Source organism: Hymenobacter sp. ISL-91 (assembly GCF_018613725.1).
GTDB lineage: Bacteria > Bacteroidota > Bacteroidia > Cytophagales > Hymenobacteraceae > Hymenobacter.
In genome coordinates this window covers 13,056-29,369 of record NZ_JAGGPS010000021.1, presented here as the reverse complement: position 1 = coordinate 29,369, position 16,314 = coordinate 13,056, and the positions used below count along the sequence as shown (strand labels likewise).

Annotated in this window: 13 protein-coding genes; 10 read left to right on the top strand and 3 right to left on the bottom strand. The window is 59.9% G+C overall.

The genetic code is table 11. The features are described 5' to 3' along the window. Positions 1-438: 438 nt before the first annotated feature. The 6 genes from J7E24_RS09565 (at position 439) to carA (ending at position 6,887) form a co-directional block, all read left to right on the top strand. Positions 439-612 carry a hypothetical protein gene (locus J7E24_RS09565; protein WP_215137503.1) on the top strand — a complete coding sequence of 58 codons (174 nt, stop codon included), beginning with the start codon at positions 439-441 and terminating at the stop codon, positions 610-612. Positions 613-1,497: 885 nt separating this feature from the next. Next, on the top strand, positions 1,498-2,478 hold the full coding sequence (locus tag J7E24_RS09560) for an aspartate carbamoyltransferase catalytic subunit (RefSeq protein WP_215137501.1): 981 nt from the start codon (positions 1,498-1,500) through the stop codon (positions 2,476-2,478). An 80-nt stretch (positions 2,479-2,558) separates the two neighbouring features. Then, positions 2,559-3,839, top strand: coding sequence for a dihydroorotase (locus J7E24_RS09555; RefSeq protein ID WP_215137499.1), 1,281 nt, complete (start codon positions 2,559-2,561; stop codon positions 3,837-3,839). A gap of 56 nt (positions 3,840-3,895) precedes the next feature. After that, positions 3,896-4,423: a 5-(carboxyamino)imidazole ribonucleotide mutase gene (gene purE, locus J7E24_RS09550; RefSeq protein WP_215137497.1), complete on the top strand. Its 528-nt coding sequence runs from the start codon at positions 3,896-3,898 to the stop codon at positions 4,421-4,423. Next, positions 4,420-5,670, top strand: coding sequence for a 5-(carboxyamino)imidazole ribonucleotide synthase (locus J7E24_RS09545; protein ID WP_215137495.1), 1,251 nt, complete (start codon positions 4,420-4,422; stop codon positions 5,668-5,670). The genes purE and J7E24_RS09545 overlap by 4 nt, the downstream gene beginning before the upstream one ends. 134 nt (positions 5,671-5,804) lie before the next feature. Beyond that, positions 5,805-6,887 carry a glutamine-hydrolyzing carbamoyl-phosphate synthase small subunit gene (gene carA / locus J7E24_RS09540; RefSeq protein ID WP_215137494.1) on the top strand — a complete coding sequence of 361 codons (1,083 nt, stop codon included), beginning with the start codon at positions 5,805-5,807 and terminating at the stop codon, positions 6,885-6,887. A gap of 3 nt (positions 6,888-6,890) precedes the next feature. On the opposite strand, the gene J7E24_RS09535 is transcribed toward carA, so the two are convergent. Next, on the bottom strand, positions 6,891-7,334 hold the full coding sequence (locus tag J7E24_RS09535; protein WP_215137492.1) for a hypothetical protein: 444 nt from the start codon (positions 7,332-7,334) through the stop codon (positions 6,891-6,893). Between the two features lie 20 nt (positions 7,335-7,354). Beyond that, positions 7,355-7,858: a hypothetical protein gene (locus J7E24_RS09530; protein WP_215137490.1), complete on the bottom strand. Its 504-nt coding sequence runs from the start codon at positions 7,856-7,858 to the stop codon at positions 7,355-7,357. A gap of 124 nt (positions 7,859-7,982) precedes the next feature. On the opposite strand from J7E24_RS09530, the gene carB reads away from it, so the two are divergent. Next, the gene (carB, locus tag J7E24_RS09525; protein ID WP_215137488.1) at positions 7,983-11,219 is read left to right on the top strand and encodes a carbamoyl-phosphate synthase (glutamine-hydrolyzing) large subunit; all 3,237 of its coding nucleotides are present in this window, start codon (positions 7,983-7,985) and stop codon (positions 11,217-11,219) included. A gap of 164 nt (positions 11,220-11,383) precedes the next feature. Further along, positions 11,384-12,421 carry a quinone-dependent dihydroorotate dehydrogenase gene (locus J7E24_RS09520; protein ID WP_215137508.1) on the top strand — a complete coding sequence of 346 codons (1,038 nt, stop codon included), beginning with the start codon at positions 11,384-11,386 and terminating at the stop codon, positions 12,419-12,421. 619 nt (positions 12,422-13,040) lie between these two features. On the opposite strand, the gene J7E24_RS09515 is transcribed toward J7E24_RS09520, so the two are convergent. Further along, positions 13,041-14,027: a YheT family hydrolase gene (locus tag J7E24_RS09515; protein WP_215137486.1), complete on the bottom strand. Its 987-nt coding sequence runs from the start codon at positions 14,025-14,027 to the stop codon at positions 13,041-13,043. A gap of 303 nt (positions 14,028-14,330) precedes the next feature. Between J7E24_RS09515 and rpsT the strand changes: the two genes are divergently transcribed. Both rpsT and J7E24_RS09505 read left to right on the top strand, forming a co-directional pair. Beyond that, a complete protein-coding gene (gene rpsT / locus J7E24_RS09510) occupies positions 14,331-14,588 on the top strand; it encodes a 30S ribosomal protein S20 (protein ID WP_215137485.1) in 258 nt (85 codons plus the stop codon). Positions 14,589-14,744: 156 nt separating this feature from the next. After that, entirely contained in the window at positions 14,745-16,256 is a 1,512-nt protein-coding gene (locus tag J7E24_RS09505) for a T9SS type A sorting domain-containing protein (protein WP_215137483.1), read from the top strand. Positions 16,257-16,314 lie beyond the last annotated feature (58 nt).

Sequence of the window (16,314 nt, the reverse complement as noted above, 5' to 3'; positions counted from 1 at the left end):
CAAGTGCGTAAGTCCTATTTATCAAAATCGCCGACGTGCTGTGGCTCGAAGCCGCGGGAAGGGGTGAAGAAGAATCCTGTTCTGCCTGTCAGCTTCATAAGGCGGCGTAATAGATTGGCCCTGTAGGGGCTTCTCTGCCGCTGGCAGAATTTCGCAGTCGTCCCAGATTCCCGTTAAAAGCGTGTGGGCATAGGAATCGGGGAGCCCGTTGGCCTGTATTAGCTGATGTGCCTGATGATTGTCGTAGGTGAAGGGGGGGAAGGTGTAGCTGAACACGCCATCGGTATCATCGAGCAGCAGCTACCAAACTCGCGGGGTGCCATCGTTAGCGGGCATCCCAATCACGCCCGCGTTGAGCCAGCACTGCCCGGCGCACTCATCGGCAAAAGGTAGGCTGGCGTCAGGCAGCGCGGCGACTGGCAATCCTGGCTGTTGGACATGCTCAAAGCTGTGGAAGTCACGGCGAACCTGACCTTTGACAAAATCAACCGCATCCTGGCCGCCCGCGATGCCATCGGGGAAGTAGTCGCGGGCCAGGAAATCCTGCGCCGCCCCGACCAGTTGGTGCAGAAAATCTTCACCCAGCCGGCTTTACACGCGCCAAGCACCTGACCGAAGACCGGACCTATGCCGGGCACACGGCCCGGGACTACCTGAATATGCTGGTGGAACTGCAGGTATTGGAAACGCAGACCATTGGCGGCAATCATTACTACGTCGGCCGCGAGTTGTACAGCATTCTGGAAGATTAGGGCCCTAAGCCTTAGACACACACTGGCATCTTTTAGAAAACCGACCCTATTCTGTCCGGCTTAACTAGCCCATCTCACCTTTATGCGCCGCAGATGAATCAGCCCATGAAATACCAAATGGTTCATGAGCTGTCTGTCACCACAGAATAATAATCTGCCAGCGTAAGCTGCGGAATAAAGAGCCAAAGTTAGGGCGTATGTGCTTGCCAAGCAAATGATTGCGCGAGCCATGGTTTTTTTTGGCAGTGAAAAGAACAACAAAATATGTGTTGATTAGCCCGTTAGCTCGAAAAGTACAGAGATGAAAAAAGAAGGCTGGAAAAATTAACTTCGTTAATGAATTATCAGGCGTAACAATACCGTAGCTTTGCAGCATGCTTCAACCAAAAAACCCGTTGATGAAGCGTGGAACCCAGCGCGACTGGGAACCGCGAGTGGACCGGAAGGTCTGCAGCCCCGTCGGTTTTCCCGATTCTGCCACTGGTATTTCTGTTGTTTTTTCTGGGTATTGCCCCGCTGCCGTTTCGGATTCCGAAACGGTTTTTTTATGTCCGATGAGTTCGGGATTTGCCGCGCCGCCGCCATGGCGCCGGCCCCCATCGCCCTGGCTCACACCGGCTTTCGGTGCTTTGGCCGCCTATTCAAGGGATTGGAAATCAACAAACGGAAGGTCTTATTAAGCCCGATAGGTTGAGCTCCGCTGGCTCGTAGCTACTGATTACGCACTTAATTTCCCCTACCTGATATGGCACGTAAAGACCTGATCGACATTGCATCTCTGCACCCGGAGGAAATCGAGTTCCTGCTCGACCAATCCAAGTCCTTTAAAAAGCTCTTTACCCATTCGGTGAAGCGAATTCCCGCGCTGGAAGGCAAGTCGGTGCTCATGCTCTTTTATGAAGCCAGCACCCGGACGCATTCTTCCTTCGAGGTGGCCGCCAAACGCCTCTCGGCGGAGGTCACGAATTTCGATGTTGCCCACTCCTCCATTTCCAAAGGCGAGTCGGTACGCGAGACGATTGAGACGCTCCAGGCCATGCGCACCGACTACATCGTCATTCGCCATAGCCACCCCGGCCTGCCCGGCATGATTGCCCGCCAAACCACGGCCTCGGTTATCAATGCCGGCGACGGGGCCCACGAGCACCCCACCCAGGCCCTGCTGGATGCCTTCACCATCCGGGAGAAATTCCCCGACCCCCGGGGCAAGAAAGTGCTCATTATCGGTGATATACTCCACTCCCGCGTGGCGCGCTCCACCAGCACATTGCTGCAAAAGCTGGGCATCGAGGTGGCGTACCTGGGGCCGGGCTCGCTGGTGCCCAAGTATGGCCCGGCCACCATCCGCCGCTTCACCGACTACGAGGCGGCCATGGCCTGGGCGCCCGATGTGGTGTACCTGCTGCGCGTGCAGATGGAGCGCCAGGACGTGCAGTTTTTCCCCAGCCTGCGCGAATACCACCGGGTGTACGGCATCACTACGGCCCGGCTGGCGGAAATCAATGACCTGGGCCTCTACATTATGCACCCCGGACCCGTGAACCGGGGGGTGGAGCTGTGCGACGCCGTGATGGACTACGAGCGCAGCCTGATTACCAACCAGGTCGAAAACGGCATCTCGGTGCGCATGGCCGTGCTCGACTGGCTCACGCCGGGCGGAGATTTCCCGCGGCAGGAATCGTACGTCGCGCGGCCGAAAATCAACTCCACAGTGCTGATGCCCTAAGCGCCGCCCGCAACGGCTGGCGCCGCTTCCTAACTTTATCTCTTCCATACCCCTCGCTGGGTTACCGAAATCATCCCTTCATGCTGCTGCTTCAAAACGCCCGTATCGCTTCCGAAAACTCCCCCCTACTGGTCGAAAGTGACGTCCTCCTTGTCGAAGGAAAAATTCAGGAAATCGGCAGCGGCCTGGCCGTTCCCGCGGGTGCCCGGGTCATCGACGCGCGCGGCCGGGTGCTGATGCCGGGCATGTTTGATGCGCACGTCCATTTCCGCGCCCCCGGGTTTGAGAACAAGGAAACCATCACGACGGGCAGCGAAGCGGCCATCAATGGCGGCGTTACCGGCGTGGTAATGATGCCTAATACCCGCCCGGCCCTCGACTCGGCCACGGCGGTGGCCACGGTGCTCGACAATGCCCGCGACCGGTCGCGCATTCCGGTGTACACTTCCGGCTGCGTTACCAAGAACCGCGAGGGCAAGGAGCTGGCCGAAATTGAAGGCATGCGCGAGCTGGGGGTGAAAATGCTCACCGACGACGGCGATACCACGGCCGACCCGGCCGTCCTTTTCCGGGCCATGCAGTACGCCACCGAGTTCGGGATGTTTTTTGCCAGCCACTGCGAGGTGCCGGAGCTGGCCGGGCCGCGCGCCCTCAACGAAGGGGTGATGAGCTACCGGCTCGGCATTAAGGGCTCGCCGGCCTGCGCGGAGGAAATCATCATCGACCGCGACATCCGCCTGGCCCATGCAGCGGGCGCACACGTGCACATCCAGCACGTTTCCAGCAAACTGGGCATGGAAACCATCCGCTGGTGGAAGTCGCGCGGTGATGTGAAGGTGACGGCGGAAGTGACCCCGCACCACCTGATGTTCACCGACGAGCACATCGGCGACTACGACACGAACTACAAGATGAACCCGCCGCTGCGCACCCAGGCCGATTGCGATGCGCTGCTCGAAGGGCTGAAGGAGGGCGTATTCGACATCATTTCCACCGACCACGCGCCGCACACGCCGTTCGAAAAAGCCCAGGATTTCATCACCGCCCCCAATGGCATCACCGGCCTGGATACGGCCCTGGTGTCGCTCTACCACCACTTCGTCGAGCCCCAAAAAATCGGGTGGGACCTGGTGGTGAAGCGCTACTCGGCCGAGCCCCGTCGCCTGATGGGCCTGCCGGTAGCCGCCATTGAAGTCGGCCAACCGGCCAACTGCATTTTGTTCGATACCGAAGCGGAAACGACCTTCACGCGGGACTTCATGAAATCCAAATCCCAGAACACGCCCTTTATTGACCAGACGTTGAAAGGCCGGGTGGACCTGGTGATTTTGGGGAACGAAATCCTGCTGGAACGCGAATAATTGCGCTTTTTGCTCCCCCCTCCCGGCAATACCCGGCTTCCTCTACAACGCTCCTTATGACTACCCCTTCCGACTCCAACCCTTCCACACCCGATTCCCCTACGCCCCTGATTGGCGTGGTGATGGGCTCCAGCAGCGACTGGAAAACCATGGAGCACGCCGTGCAGCTGCTCACGCACTTCGGCGTGGCCCACGAGGCGCGCGTGGTATCGGCCCACCGCATGCCCGACGACCTGTTTACCTACGCCGAACAAGCCGGTCCGCGCGGCTTGCAGGCCATCATTGCCGGGGCCGGGGGCGCCGCCCACCTGCCGGGCATGCTGGCCGCCAAAACCACGGTGCCCGTGCTGGGGGTGCCGGTGGCCAGCCGGCATCTGCAGGGCGTGGATTCACTGCACAGCATCGTGCAGATGCCCAAAGGGGTGCCTGTGGCGACGTTTGCCATTGGCGATGCCGGGGCAGCTAATGCCGCGCTGTTCGCCGTGAGCATGCTGGCCCTGCACGACCCGGACCTGGCGACCAGGCTGCACGCGTTCCGCGCCGCCCAAACCGAAGCCGCCCGCGCCATGACGCTGCCCGTATGAGCGCCAAAACGCATAACCTCGCCATGACCCCGGTTTTTCCGGGCAGTACGGATGCCGATGGTCAGCGGGCAACCCTGGGGGTGCTGGGCGGCGGCCAGCTGGGCCGCATGTTGGTGCATGCCGCCCAGCGCCTGGGCTACTTCACCGCCGTGCTGGACCCTGACGCGCAGAGCCCGGCCGGGCTGGTGAGCCACCACCATATCCAGACTGCCTACGACGACCCGACCGGCCTGGCGGAACTGGCCCACCTGTGCCAGGCCATCACCACCGAGTTTGAAAACGTGCCCGCCCAGGCCCTGCAAACGCTGGCCCTAACGCGCCCCGTGGCCCCGGGCGCGGTCGTGGTGGGCATTGCCCAGGACCGCATCGAAGAAAAAGCCCACTTCACGGCCGGCGCCGACCTGTCGGGGGTGGCCTGCGCGCCCTACGCGGTAATTGAAACGCCGGCCCAGCTCCAGGCCGTGCGGGCCGACCGGGCTGATTTGCTGCCCGGCATCCTGAAAACTGCGCGCATGGGCTACGATGGCAAGGGCCAGGTCCGGGTGAAGACTGGTGATGAGCTGGCTGCCGCCTGGGCCGAGCTGGGCAGCGTGGCCTGCGTGCTGGAAAAGATGCTGCCGCTCGCGGCCGAGTGTTCGGTGCTGGTGGCACGCGGCTGGGACGGGCAGGCCGTCAGCTACGCCCCGCAGCGCAACGTGCACGTCGATGGGATTCTGGCCGTGACCCATGCCTACGAAGGCAACATGCCGCCCGCCCTGGCCACCAGGGCCCGCAACGCGGCCGTTTCCCTGGCCCAGCATCTCGGTTATGTGGGCGTGCTGTGCGTCGAGTTTTTTGTGGTGGACGATGGCAGCGGGCAGGGCAGCCTGGTTGTCAACGAGATGGCCCCGCGTCCGCACAACAGCGGCCACTACACCCTGGACGCCTGCGACGTGTCGCAGTTTGACCTGCAGGTGCATGCTATGGCGGGTCTGCCCTTACCATCGCCGCGCCAGCATTCCCCGGCCATCATGCTCAACCTGTTGGGTGAGGTGTGGTTTGATGGCAACGGGCAACGGCGGGAGCCGGACTGGCAAGCCGTGCTGAGCCTACCGGGAACCCACCTGCACCTGTACGGCAAGGCCGAAGCGCGCATCGGCCGCAAAATGGGCCACTTGACCATCACCGGGCCGGATGTTGAAGTCGTCCGGACCACAGCGCGCCGCGCTGCTGAATTACTCGGCCTGCCGGGTCTGGATGGCCTTTAGAGGCAGTTGACTGCGCTTAACCAAGCGCGTGCCAACTACAGTCAAAATCAACCCCTAAAACCCAAAATCTCCCCCTCAAAACGCCCCGCCTTTCCTGGTTGAAAAGTGAAGGGGCGAGGGTAAATCGCCACGCCATGTCCCAAACAGTAAAACTTGTTCTCGAAGACGGCACCGAAATCCAGGGCGAATCCTTCGGCGCGTTCAGCTCCGCCGCGGGCGAGGTGGTGTTCAGCACGGCCATGACCGGCTACCCCGAAAACCTGACCGACCCGTCCTTCGCCGGCCAGATCCTGGTGCTCACCACCCCCATGGTGGGCAACTACGGCGTGCCCGGCGAGGAGCTCTACGAGTCGATTTCCCGCATTTTCGAGTCGGATAAAATCCACGTGGCCGGGCTGGTGGTCAACTACTACTCCCAGGAGCACAGCCACTGGAACGCGGCCAAAAGCCTGGGCGACTGGCTGAAGGAGTACAACATCCCCGGCATCTGCGGCGTCGATACGCGCATGCTCACCAAAAAGCTGCGCGAGAAAGGGGCCATGCTGGGCAAAATCGTGGCCGACGGGCAGGACCTGCCCCTGCACGACCCCAACCTTGACAACCTGGTGGCCCGGGTGAGCCCCGAAGGCGTGCGGCACTACGGCAGCGGCCAGCACAAAATCGTGCTCGTGGACTGCGGCACCAAAACCAACATCCTCCGTTGCTTCCTGGAGCGCGACGTGGAGCTGATTCGGGTGCCCTGGGACTACGATTTCACGACGCTGGACTACGACGGCCTGTTCCTGAGCAACGGCCCCGGCGACCCCAAAATGTGCGAAGCCACCATCCGGCACCTGCAAAAAGCGCTAACCCAGGACAAGCCCATTTTCGGCATCTGCCTGGGCTCCCAGCTCATGGGCCTGGCGGCGGGCGGCGACACGTTCAAGCTCAAATACGGCCACCGCAGCCACAACCAGCCCGTCAGGCGCACCGGCACCCAGCGCTGCTACATCACCAGCCAGAACCACGGCTTCGCCGTGGACCCCGACACGCTGCCCGCCGAGTGGCAGATGCTGTTCGAGAACCTGAACGACGGCACCTGCGAAGGCATCAAGCACAAAACGAAGCCGTTCTTCTCCACCCAGTTTCACCCCGAAGCCGCCGGCGGCCCCCAGGATACGGAGTTTCTGTTTGATGACTTTTTGACGGCGGTGGCGGAGTATAAGGCTGGTAGATAATAACTATTCGCTTCGCTTTATCGTCACTTCGCAGCCAAAGCCAAATACTTTGGTAAAACTCGCCTCAAAGCCAAGATGTAATGCTTTTAACGTTTCCATCATGCCAAACATTTCATTCTCCCACCTCAATTGCGGCTGACCGTAATACTTGTTTTTCGCATATTCCTTAAGAGCGAAGAAATTTTCTTTAGGCATTTTCATTTGTGCTTCAATCAAGCTGTGTGAATTAAAATCAAAGCGAATTGAAAAGTCCTTGAAACGCATGATAGTAAACACCTTTCCGTTGCTCTCGCCACGAGAAGATTTTTTCAGTTCCTGCTGCTCCTTTGATAGTTGAGGAAAATGACCCAGGAATGTTTTAAAGAAGATACTTTCGCTCTCTTGCTTAAGTGTTACTGAGTCGAACAAGTATTCGAAAACTGATTGGTAGGTATTATTGCTGGTCATGAAAGTCAAGTAATTTGAAGTTAAAACATTGGTGAGTGGCGACCTGGACGGAATACCAAAGCATGTCCACCTAGGATTGGATGCACAAATATTATATGCGCTCCTGTTCTTTTAAGAGTAAGTTTCCTTTCTGAATCAAAAAATCCTGCTTTAGGAAAATCGAAACCTGTATCCGTTCCAGGCACAATTTCCTCCTTCACCGAAGAAATCATGAATTCCATAACTTTTGAACATTCTTCAAAAGTGTATTTCGAAACCTTGACTTGCATCTCTACGAAACGCCCATTCAATGCATTGAATGTTGCAAATCCATCAATGAGGTTGTCCTTTACGATTACACGGATTTGATTTCCATATTCCGGTTGTTGCTGAATGAAGCCTATTTTATAATAAGTTTCCTGTTCATAATCGTAAAATGGTTCTTTATTAAATGTTTCAACAGTCGGGTTAGAATCTATTAAATCCATTCCCCACATAATAAATTTCTGTGAAGGTGTAAGTTCTTTCTGGTCTTCTTCAAACATTGTAGGCTAGGTTTAAGCATTAAAAAAACGACTGACATCTGTTCCGCCGGCTGGCAATATACTCATCGGTTTTCAATCTGCATTGGCTTACTTCTCTTCGCAGTCTGCCACCATTTTCACACGAATGAACAAACCCAACAAAGTCCTCCTCCTTGGTTCCGGCGCGCTCAAAATTGGCGAGGCCGGCGAGTTCGACTACTCCGGCTCGCAGGCGCTCAAGGCGCTGAAGCAGGAAGGCATCCGCACCGTTCTCATCAACCCCAACATTGCCACCGTGCAGACGTCGGAGGGCATGGCCGACGACGTGTACTTTCTGCCCGTGACGCCCTACTTCGTCGAGCAGGTCATCCAGAAAGAGCGGCCCGATGGCATTCTGGTGGCCTTTGGAGGCCAGACGGCCCTGAACTGCGCCGTGGCCCTGTACCGCGCCGGCGTGTTCGAGCGCTACAACGTGCAGGTGCTGGGCACGCCCGTGCAGGCCATCATCGACACCGAGGACCGGGAGATTTTCAAGGTCAAGCTCGACCAGATTGGCGTGCTCTCGGCCCGCAGCGTGGCCTGCACCAGCCTGGAGGAGGCGCTGGCGGCGGGCGAGCAAATCGGCTTTCCCATCATCGTGCGGGCCGCCTTTGCGCTGGGCGGGCTGGGCAGCGGCTTCGCCCACAACCTGGACGAGCTGCGGGCCGTGGTGCAGCAGGCCTTCACCACGTCCGACCAGGTGCTGGTGGAGGAGTCGCTCAAGGGCTGGAAGGAAGTGGAGTACGAAGTGGTGCGCGACCAGTATGACAACTGCATCACGGTCTGCAACATGGAAAACTTCGACCCCATCGGCATCCACACCGGCGAGAGCATCGTGGTGGCCCCCTCGCAGACGCTGAGCAACCGCGAGTACCACAAGCTGCGCTCTATCGGCATCCAGACCATCCGCCACCTGGGCATCGTGGGCGAGTGCAACATTCAGTACGCGCTGGACCCCGCCTCGGAAGACTACCGCGTGATTGAGGTCAACGCCCGCCTGTCGCGCTCCTCGGCCCTGGCCTCGAAGGCCACGGGCTACCCGCTGGCGTTTGTGGCGGCCAAGCTGAGTCTGGGCTACTCGCTCTCAGAGCTCAAAAACAGCGTCACGCAAACGACGTCGGCCTTTTTTGAGCCGGCCCTGGACTACGTGGTGGTAAAGCTGCCGCGCTGGGATTTGGGCAAGTTTTCGGGCGTCAACCGGCAGATTGGCTCGGCCATGAAGAGCGTGGGCGAGGTGATGGCCATCGGCAAAACGTTCGAGGAAGCCATCCAGAAGGGCCTGCGCATGCTCGACACCGGCAAGCGCGGCTTCGTGGCCAACCGCCCCGAGGAAGGGCTGGATAACGCCGCCCTGGACCAGCTGCTGAGCGAGCCCAACGAGGAGCGCATCTTTGCCATCAACAGCGCCTTTGAGGCCGGCTACTCGCTGGAGCAGGTGCACCAGCTCACGCGCATTGACCACTGGTTTTTGCAGCGCCTGCTCACCATTTTCCAGCTGGGCCGGCAGCTGGCCGCCGGCCGCGCCACCGGCGGGCTTGATGGGCTGGAAACCAAGCTGCTGCGCGAGGTGAAGAAAGCTGGCTTTTCGGACCAGCAAATTGCCGTGCTGCTGCTGGGCGAGGGCGATGTGAAGGCGGACGAGCTGCGGGTGCGCGCCCGCCGCAAGGCCCTGGGCGTGCTGCCCGTCGTCAAGCAGATTGACACGCTGGCGGCCGAGTTTCCGGCCCAAACCAACTACCTCTACCTCACCTACCACGGCACCGAACACGATTTGGCGCGCGAAACCGAGCAGTCCATCCTGGTGCTGGGCTCGGGCGTGTACCGCATCGGCTCATCGGTCGAGTTCGACTGGTGCGGGGTGCAGGCTGTGCAGACGGCGGCCGAGGAGGGCTACAAAACCATCCTCATCAACTACAACCCCGAAACCGTCTCGACCGACTACGACGTGAGTGACCGGCTCTACTTCGAGGAGCTGAGCTTCGAGCGGGTCATGGACGTGCTGGACTTTGAGCAGCCCGGCGGCGTTATCCTAAGCACCGGCGGCCAGATTCCCAACAACCTGGCCATGCGCCTCGAAGAAGCCCAGGCGCCTATTCTGGGCACCACGGCCGCCCACATTGATGAGGCCGAGAACCGCCACAAGTTCTCTAGCATCATGGACGAGCTGGGCATTGCCCAGCCGCGCTGGAAGGAGCTCACGTCGCTCGAGGCCATGGAGCAGTTCGTGCACGAAGTGGGCTACCCCGTGCTTATCCGCCCGAGCTACGTGCTGTCGGGCGCGGCCATGAACGTGGTGTCCAACGCCTTCGAGCTGGAAGAATTCCTGAAAGCGGCCAAGGAAGTAAGCGCCGAGTACCCGGTGGTCGTGTCCGAATTCATGCAGGAAGCCAAGGAAATCGAGCTCGACGCGGTGGCCGACCGGGGCGAGATTGTGAGCTACGCCATCAGTGAGCACGTCGAGTTTGCCGGCGTGCACTCGGGCGACGCGACCATGTACTACCCGCCCCAGCGCGTGTACGTGGGCACCATCCGCAAGCTCAAACGCATTGCCGAGCAGGTGGCCCGCCGCTACGCCATCAGCGGCCCGTTCAACATCCAGTTTCTGGAGAAAAACGGGGCCATCAGCGTAATCGAGTGCAACCTGCGCGCCGCCCGCAGCTACCCCTTCGTGTCGAAAATCTCGGGCAACAACCTCATCCAAAAAGCCACCCAGGTGCTGCTGGGCAAGAAAGTGGCCCGCGACGAGAGCGAGCGGGTGTACGATTTGCCCTTCGTGGGCGTGAAGGCCCCGCAGTTCTCCTTCACCCGCCTGCCCGGGGCCGACCCGGTGCTGCGCGTGGATATGGTCAGCACGGGCGAAGTGGGCTGCCTGGGCGACACGGCCGAGGAAGCCCTGCTGAAAGCTATGCTGAGCGTGGGCTACCAGATTCCGCAGAAGTCGGTGCTCATCAGCGGCGGCCCCATCACGTCGAAAGTGGCGCTGCTCTCCGTCACCCAGTTGCTGGTCAGGCGCGGCTACCAGATCTACGCCACGCTGGGCACGCACCGCTTCTTCACCGAAAACCACGTGCCCAGCTCCCTGCTCTACTGGCCCGACGAGCTGCAGGAGCCCAACGTGCTGACCTATCTGAAGGAGAAGAAAATCGACCTGGTCATCAACATCCCCAAGAACCTGAGCAAGGGCGAGCTGGACAACGACTACACCATCCGCCGCGCCGCGGTGGATTCGGGCGTGGGCCTGCTGACGAATGCGCGGCTGGCTAAGGCCTTCATCAAGGCCTTCTGCACGCTGGAAATGAAGGATCTGAAGATCAAGAGCTGGAACGAGTACAAGGCGATGTAGCGCGGGCTGGGTATTTTACGTGACTGCCCGGTACCGTATCACGATTCCGGGCGGCCACGCGAATTACCCAGCTCGCGCAACAGTACTCCGACCATTGCCCCGCCTTATTGCTTACGCTGTAAACCTATTTGCTGAACTCAACCAATAGTTCGGCCCTGATGCCCGTGTATAAAGCCCTCGTTAAACCCCTGCTTTTCAACCTCGACGCTGAGCGGGCCCACCACCTCGTGTTCGACAATCTGCGCCGCGCCGCGCGGGTGCCGGGTTCCAAAGCCCTGCTGCGGACGCTGTATAATTTCGAAGACTCCCGCCTGGAGCGGGAGGTTTTCGGCCTGAAATTCCCCAATCCCGTGGGCTTGGCGGCGGGGTTTGATAAGAATGCGGTCCTGACCGATGAGTTGGCCACGCTGGGTTTCGGTTTCGTGGAGATTGGAACCGTGACGCCCCGGCCACAGTCCGGCAACCCCACGCCGCGCCTGTTTCGCTTACCGCAGGACGAGGCGCTGGTAAACCGCATGGGCTTCAACAACGAAGGGGCGGCCGTGGTAGCCGCCCGGTTGGCCCAGCGGCGCAACCGCCAGTTGATTATCGGCGGCAACATCGGCAAGAACAAGGACACGCCCAACGAGCGAGCCGCCGAGGATTACGTGGCCGGCTTTGAGGCCCTGGCCGAGTTGGTCGACTACTTTGTGGTGAACGTGAGCTCGCCCAACACGCCCAACCTGCGCCAGTTGCAGGAGAAAAAGCCGCTCATTGAGCTGTTGCAGCTGGTGCAGGCCCGCAACCTGGCCCGCACTGCGCCGCGCCCGCTGCTGCTCAAAATTGCCCCCGACCTCACCGATTCGCAGCTCGACGACATCTTGGAAATAGCCCACGAAACCAAACTGAGTGGCCTCGTCGCCACCAATACCACCATCAGCCGCGACAACCTAAGCACCGAGCCTGGTTACGTGGCCAGTCTGGGCGCGGGCGGTCTGAGCGGCAAACCGCTACGGGCGCGGGCCACCGACGTTATCCGCTACCTGCACCGTAAATCAGGCGGCGGGCTGCCAATCATCGGGGCCGGTGGCATTCACTCGGCGGCTGATGCACGGGAAAAGATGGACGCGGGAGCTTCGCTTATTCAGCTTTACACCGGATTCATTTACGAAGGGCCGGCGCTGGTGAGCCGGATAAACCGGAGCCTTTTGCCGATCGGGTAACTAACGCAGGAGTAAGACCGAACGCTGGCTACAGCAGCTAATGGGTATAGCAGGAAAGCGCCGAAAAGTGGGTTTTTAATTTCTAAGCCCATAATCAATAGAAAATAAGCGCTTTAAGCAGGCCTAGGTTGGGGGCGAGTAAATCTTCCAAGCGAATGCCACCAGCGCCTGGCTAATTAGGCTTGCACCTGTACGTCCGCTTTCCTCCTGTTCGGTAAGAAGTAATGTGGCTCTGATTTGGCTGGTTTCAGTCATCGCAGCGGGCAGATGGGGATGATGATAGCGTTTGCCGCCTGCGACCCCGACGAACTCCTGCTCCAACATCCTCCTCATTGCTGCGACTGGGGCTGCAACGCAACCTGCCAAGTACTAATATCTACTTGAGAGCGGAGACGTGGCAGTGATTAGTACATGCCCAGGGAGTTGATGATTAAAGGCTCTTATGGCATTGTTTGATTGTATCCGCTCACGGTAGCACTCTATTATATATAGTAGACATAACGCGAAACGCATGAAAGGCTCCGATAAGGGCCCGTTATCGTACCTCATCTGAACTCGAAACGCTGTTTCATAAAAACCAAGCAGGGCGCGAGCCACAATATTCCAAAAAATCACCCAGCTACCCCGGCACCTCGCGCGTCAGGAACTCCACCGCCCGCCGTTCTGAGTAGTACGCGCCATCTGGCGCGCCTTCGCCGAAGCCGACATGGCCGCCGTCGGTGGGCGTTTCGAGGAAGACGTGGGGGCTGGCGGCGGCTACGTCGCGGGGGAAGCAGGAGGGGGGCAGGAACGGGTCGTTCTGGGCGTTGACCAGCAGCGTGGGCACCTGGATGCCGCTGAGGTAACGGCCCGAGCTGGCGTGGGCGTAGTACTCCTCGGCCGAGGCAAAGCCATGCATGGGGGCCGTAAACCGATCGTCGAACTCCGGGAAATTCTGCAGCAGCTCCAGGTCCGTAAGGTCGACCTGGCCGGGGAGTAGGGCGGCTTTCTGGCGCATTTTCTCGCGCAGCGTCTTCATAAAGCGCTTCAGGTAAATGCGGTTTTCGAAGCGGCCAATGTGGTGGGAACTGGCCCGCAGGTCGGTGGGCACCGAGAATACAGCCGCGCGTTCCACTTCAACTGGTATGCGGGCGGGGTTTTCGCCCAAGTACTTAAGCGTGACGTTGCCGCCGGCCGAGAAGCCCGTTAGAAATACGCGCTTGTAGCGAGCCGTGCCCAGGGCGTAGCGCACCACAAAGTCGAGGTCGTCGGTGTCGCCGAGGTGGTAGGAGCGTAACAGCCGGTTCATTTCGCCGCCGCAGCTGCGGTAGTTCCAGGCCAGCGCATCGAGGCCAGCCTGGTTGAGGGCCCGCACCATGCCCCGCACGTAAGGCCGGCCCGCGTCGCCCTCCAACCCGTGCGAGACGATGGCCAGTGTGTTGGTCGGTTTCCCGCTGGTCTGCCGCGACCAGTCGAGGTCCAGAAAGTCGCCGTCCTCGGTCTCTACCCGCTCACGCTCGTACTGCACCTCGGGCACCGTGCGCCACAGGCTGGGTACAATGGTTTGCAGGTGGCCATTGAACAGGTAAAACGGTGGCTGGTACTTGGATTCGGCAACGAGGGGCATGGAGGCAGGGCAGCTTAAAAATAGTCAAAAGAGCCAGCGGGTGGTAAGCAGGGCAGGAGCAATAGAGTTCAGGCAAGCAAGTTAAGTAAACTAAAGGTATGCATGCCGAGTATTTATTGCTGGCAATGAGTTAGCGCGTTGTAGGGGCGGCGCTTGCCCCCGCCCCTACAACGCGCTAACCCGCTACAATTTCCCATCTCTGCTTTCTAATCTCTCACCTCTTTCTTGCTAATTCCACGCAAAGGTTTACCTTTGCACTCCGCAATTGAACAGAATTCGAGCAGAAGACCATAATCAACCCTCATGGCAAACCATAAATCCGCCCTTAAGCGCATCCGTTCCAACGAAGCTAAGCGCGTTCTGAACCGTTACCAGGCCAAATCTACCCGCACGGCCATCAAGAAGCTGCGCGCCACCACCGAAGCTTCGGCTGCTCAGACGCAGTTCCAGAAGGTTTCGTCGATGCTGGACCGCCTGGCCAAGAAGAACATCATCCACAAGAACAAAGCCGCCAACAACAAGTCGAAGCTGGCTAAGTTCGTGAAGTCGCTGGCTGCTTAAGCACCAACCGGCTTTCTGCTCTCTATAAGGTAAAGCCCGACGCGCAAGTGTCGGGCTTTACTGCGTTGATTGGTGGTTAAGTTTGAGTAGTTGGTCATTAGGCAGCTCTAAGCGTAAATCAGACAGCCATTTACCACCCATTTACTACTGCGCCTTATGCTACTCCGCTACCTGCTGCCACCGGCTTTCCTGCTGATGGCCACATTGACGGCCGCCGCCCAGAACTGGCGGCCCTTCCGGCCCAATACCGACGTGCACGCTTTCACGCTTAGCCGCAATGGGGCCGCCACGGATACCATACTTACGCTCCGCCTCGATTCGGCCGGGGTGCGCGGGACTGATTCGCTGTATTTCTTCAATCGTATTGTGCGGTTGGTGAAGAACAGTAATGCGGACGCACGGTGGCGCAAGTCACGCAACAACCAGTTTGGGGCGCGGCTCCGCTACGAGGTGGCGGCGAAAATCTACTGGCTGGAATGGGCCGCCGAAGATGGCCAGGCTGCCCGGAATGTGCCTTTGCCCGTGTTTCTGAAAGAAGGCGCCACGTTTACCGGTAGCACCGGCCCCACTGTTACTGCCGTCAGCCGGACACTTCGCACCCTGGCGGGCCAGCCCGATTCGGTGGTGACGCTACGGGTGGGCACAGAGACGTATGAGGTAAGCAAAAGCTACGGGCTGATAACCGGCCCGCTGCCGGGTGGTGCTGGCCTGGCGCTGGCCCGGCCACCCGCGGTGGCCGGCCGCAGCTACTACAACCCGCTGTTGTTACTCGACTTGCAGCCCGGCGACGAGTTAGGCTATTATGATGAGCAGCGCAGTTTTGGGGGTAGCTTGATTTGTGAGGCTACCAATCTGCTCCAGCGCGTAATCAGCCGGCAACAAACCCCCGACAGCCTGATTTACGTCGTGCGCTACCAGTCCCGCACGCGCACCTCGGGGGCTCCGGGTTGTATGCCGGCGGGTACCACGTTCCAGCCGCCTTCCACGGCCCGGCTGGCCGCTTCGTTGCGTACCGGGCAGTGGCAGTTGAGGTTTGGGGCCGTGGGGCCCTCGCCGGATGCGCAGTTGCTAGCCTACGAATGGACTGCGCAACCGGACCCAAACGCGGCCATGCGAATGGGCTTGCCGGTAGTTGCCCGCCGGCAAGGGGCCAGCGCGTGCAGTGTCGCCGCTCCACTGGGGACACAACGGCTCTACCGGGCCTACTACGGTGACCCGGAAACGTACCTGAGCTACCCTTTCCTTGATAACGCCGGAGTACGCGAATTGCTCGGCTACGGCGTGGGCGTGGTGCGGATAGAAAGTGGGAGCGAAGTGGAATTGACTTACTACCGCCGCACGAGCAGCACCGGCGTAACCACCACCTGCGGCACCCGTGAGCCCTTCGACCTGCTGTTGTCGGCTCCCGGCCAGGCGGCTGTAGCCGGTGTGCGGCTCTATCCCAACCCGGCCGCCGCTACGGCTACGCTGGAGCTACCCGCCCCCACAACTGCCGCCGCGCGTCTCACGCTGCTCAACATTACCGGCCAGGCAGTGCAGACCCAACTGCTGCCCGCTAGTACCACCCGAGCCAAACTGGCCCTGGCTGGATTACCTGCCGGGTTGTATCTGGTGCGCTTGGAGCAGCCGGGCAGCCCGCCGCTGGTGCTACGGCTGCAACATAATTGAACTGCCAAAAGCCACAATACGCGGGCCGCCCGCCTGTCATCCTGAGCAAAGCGAAGGA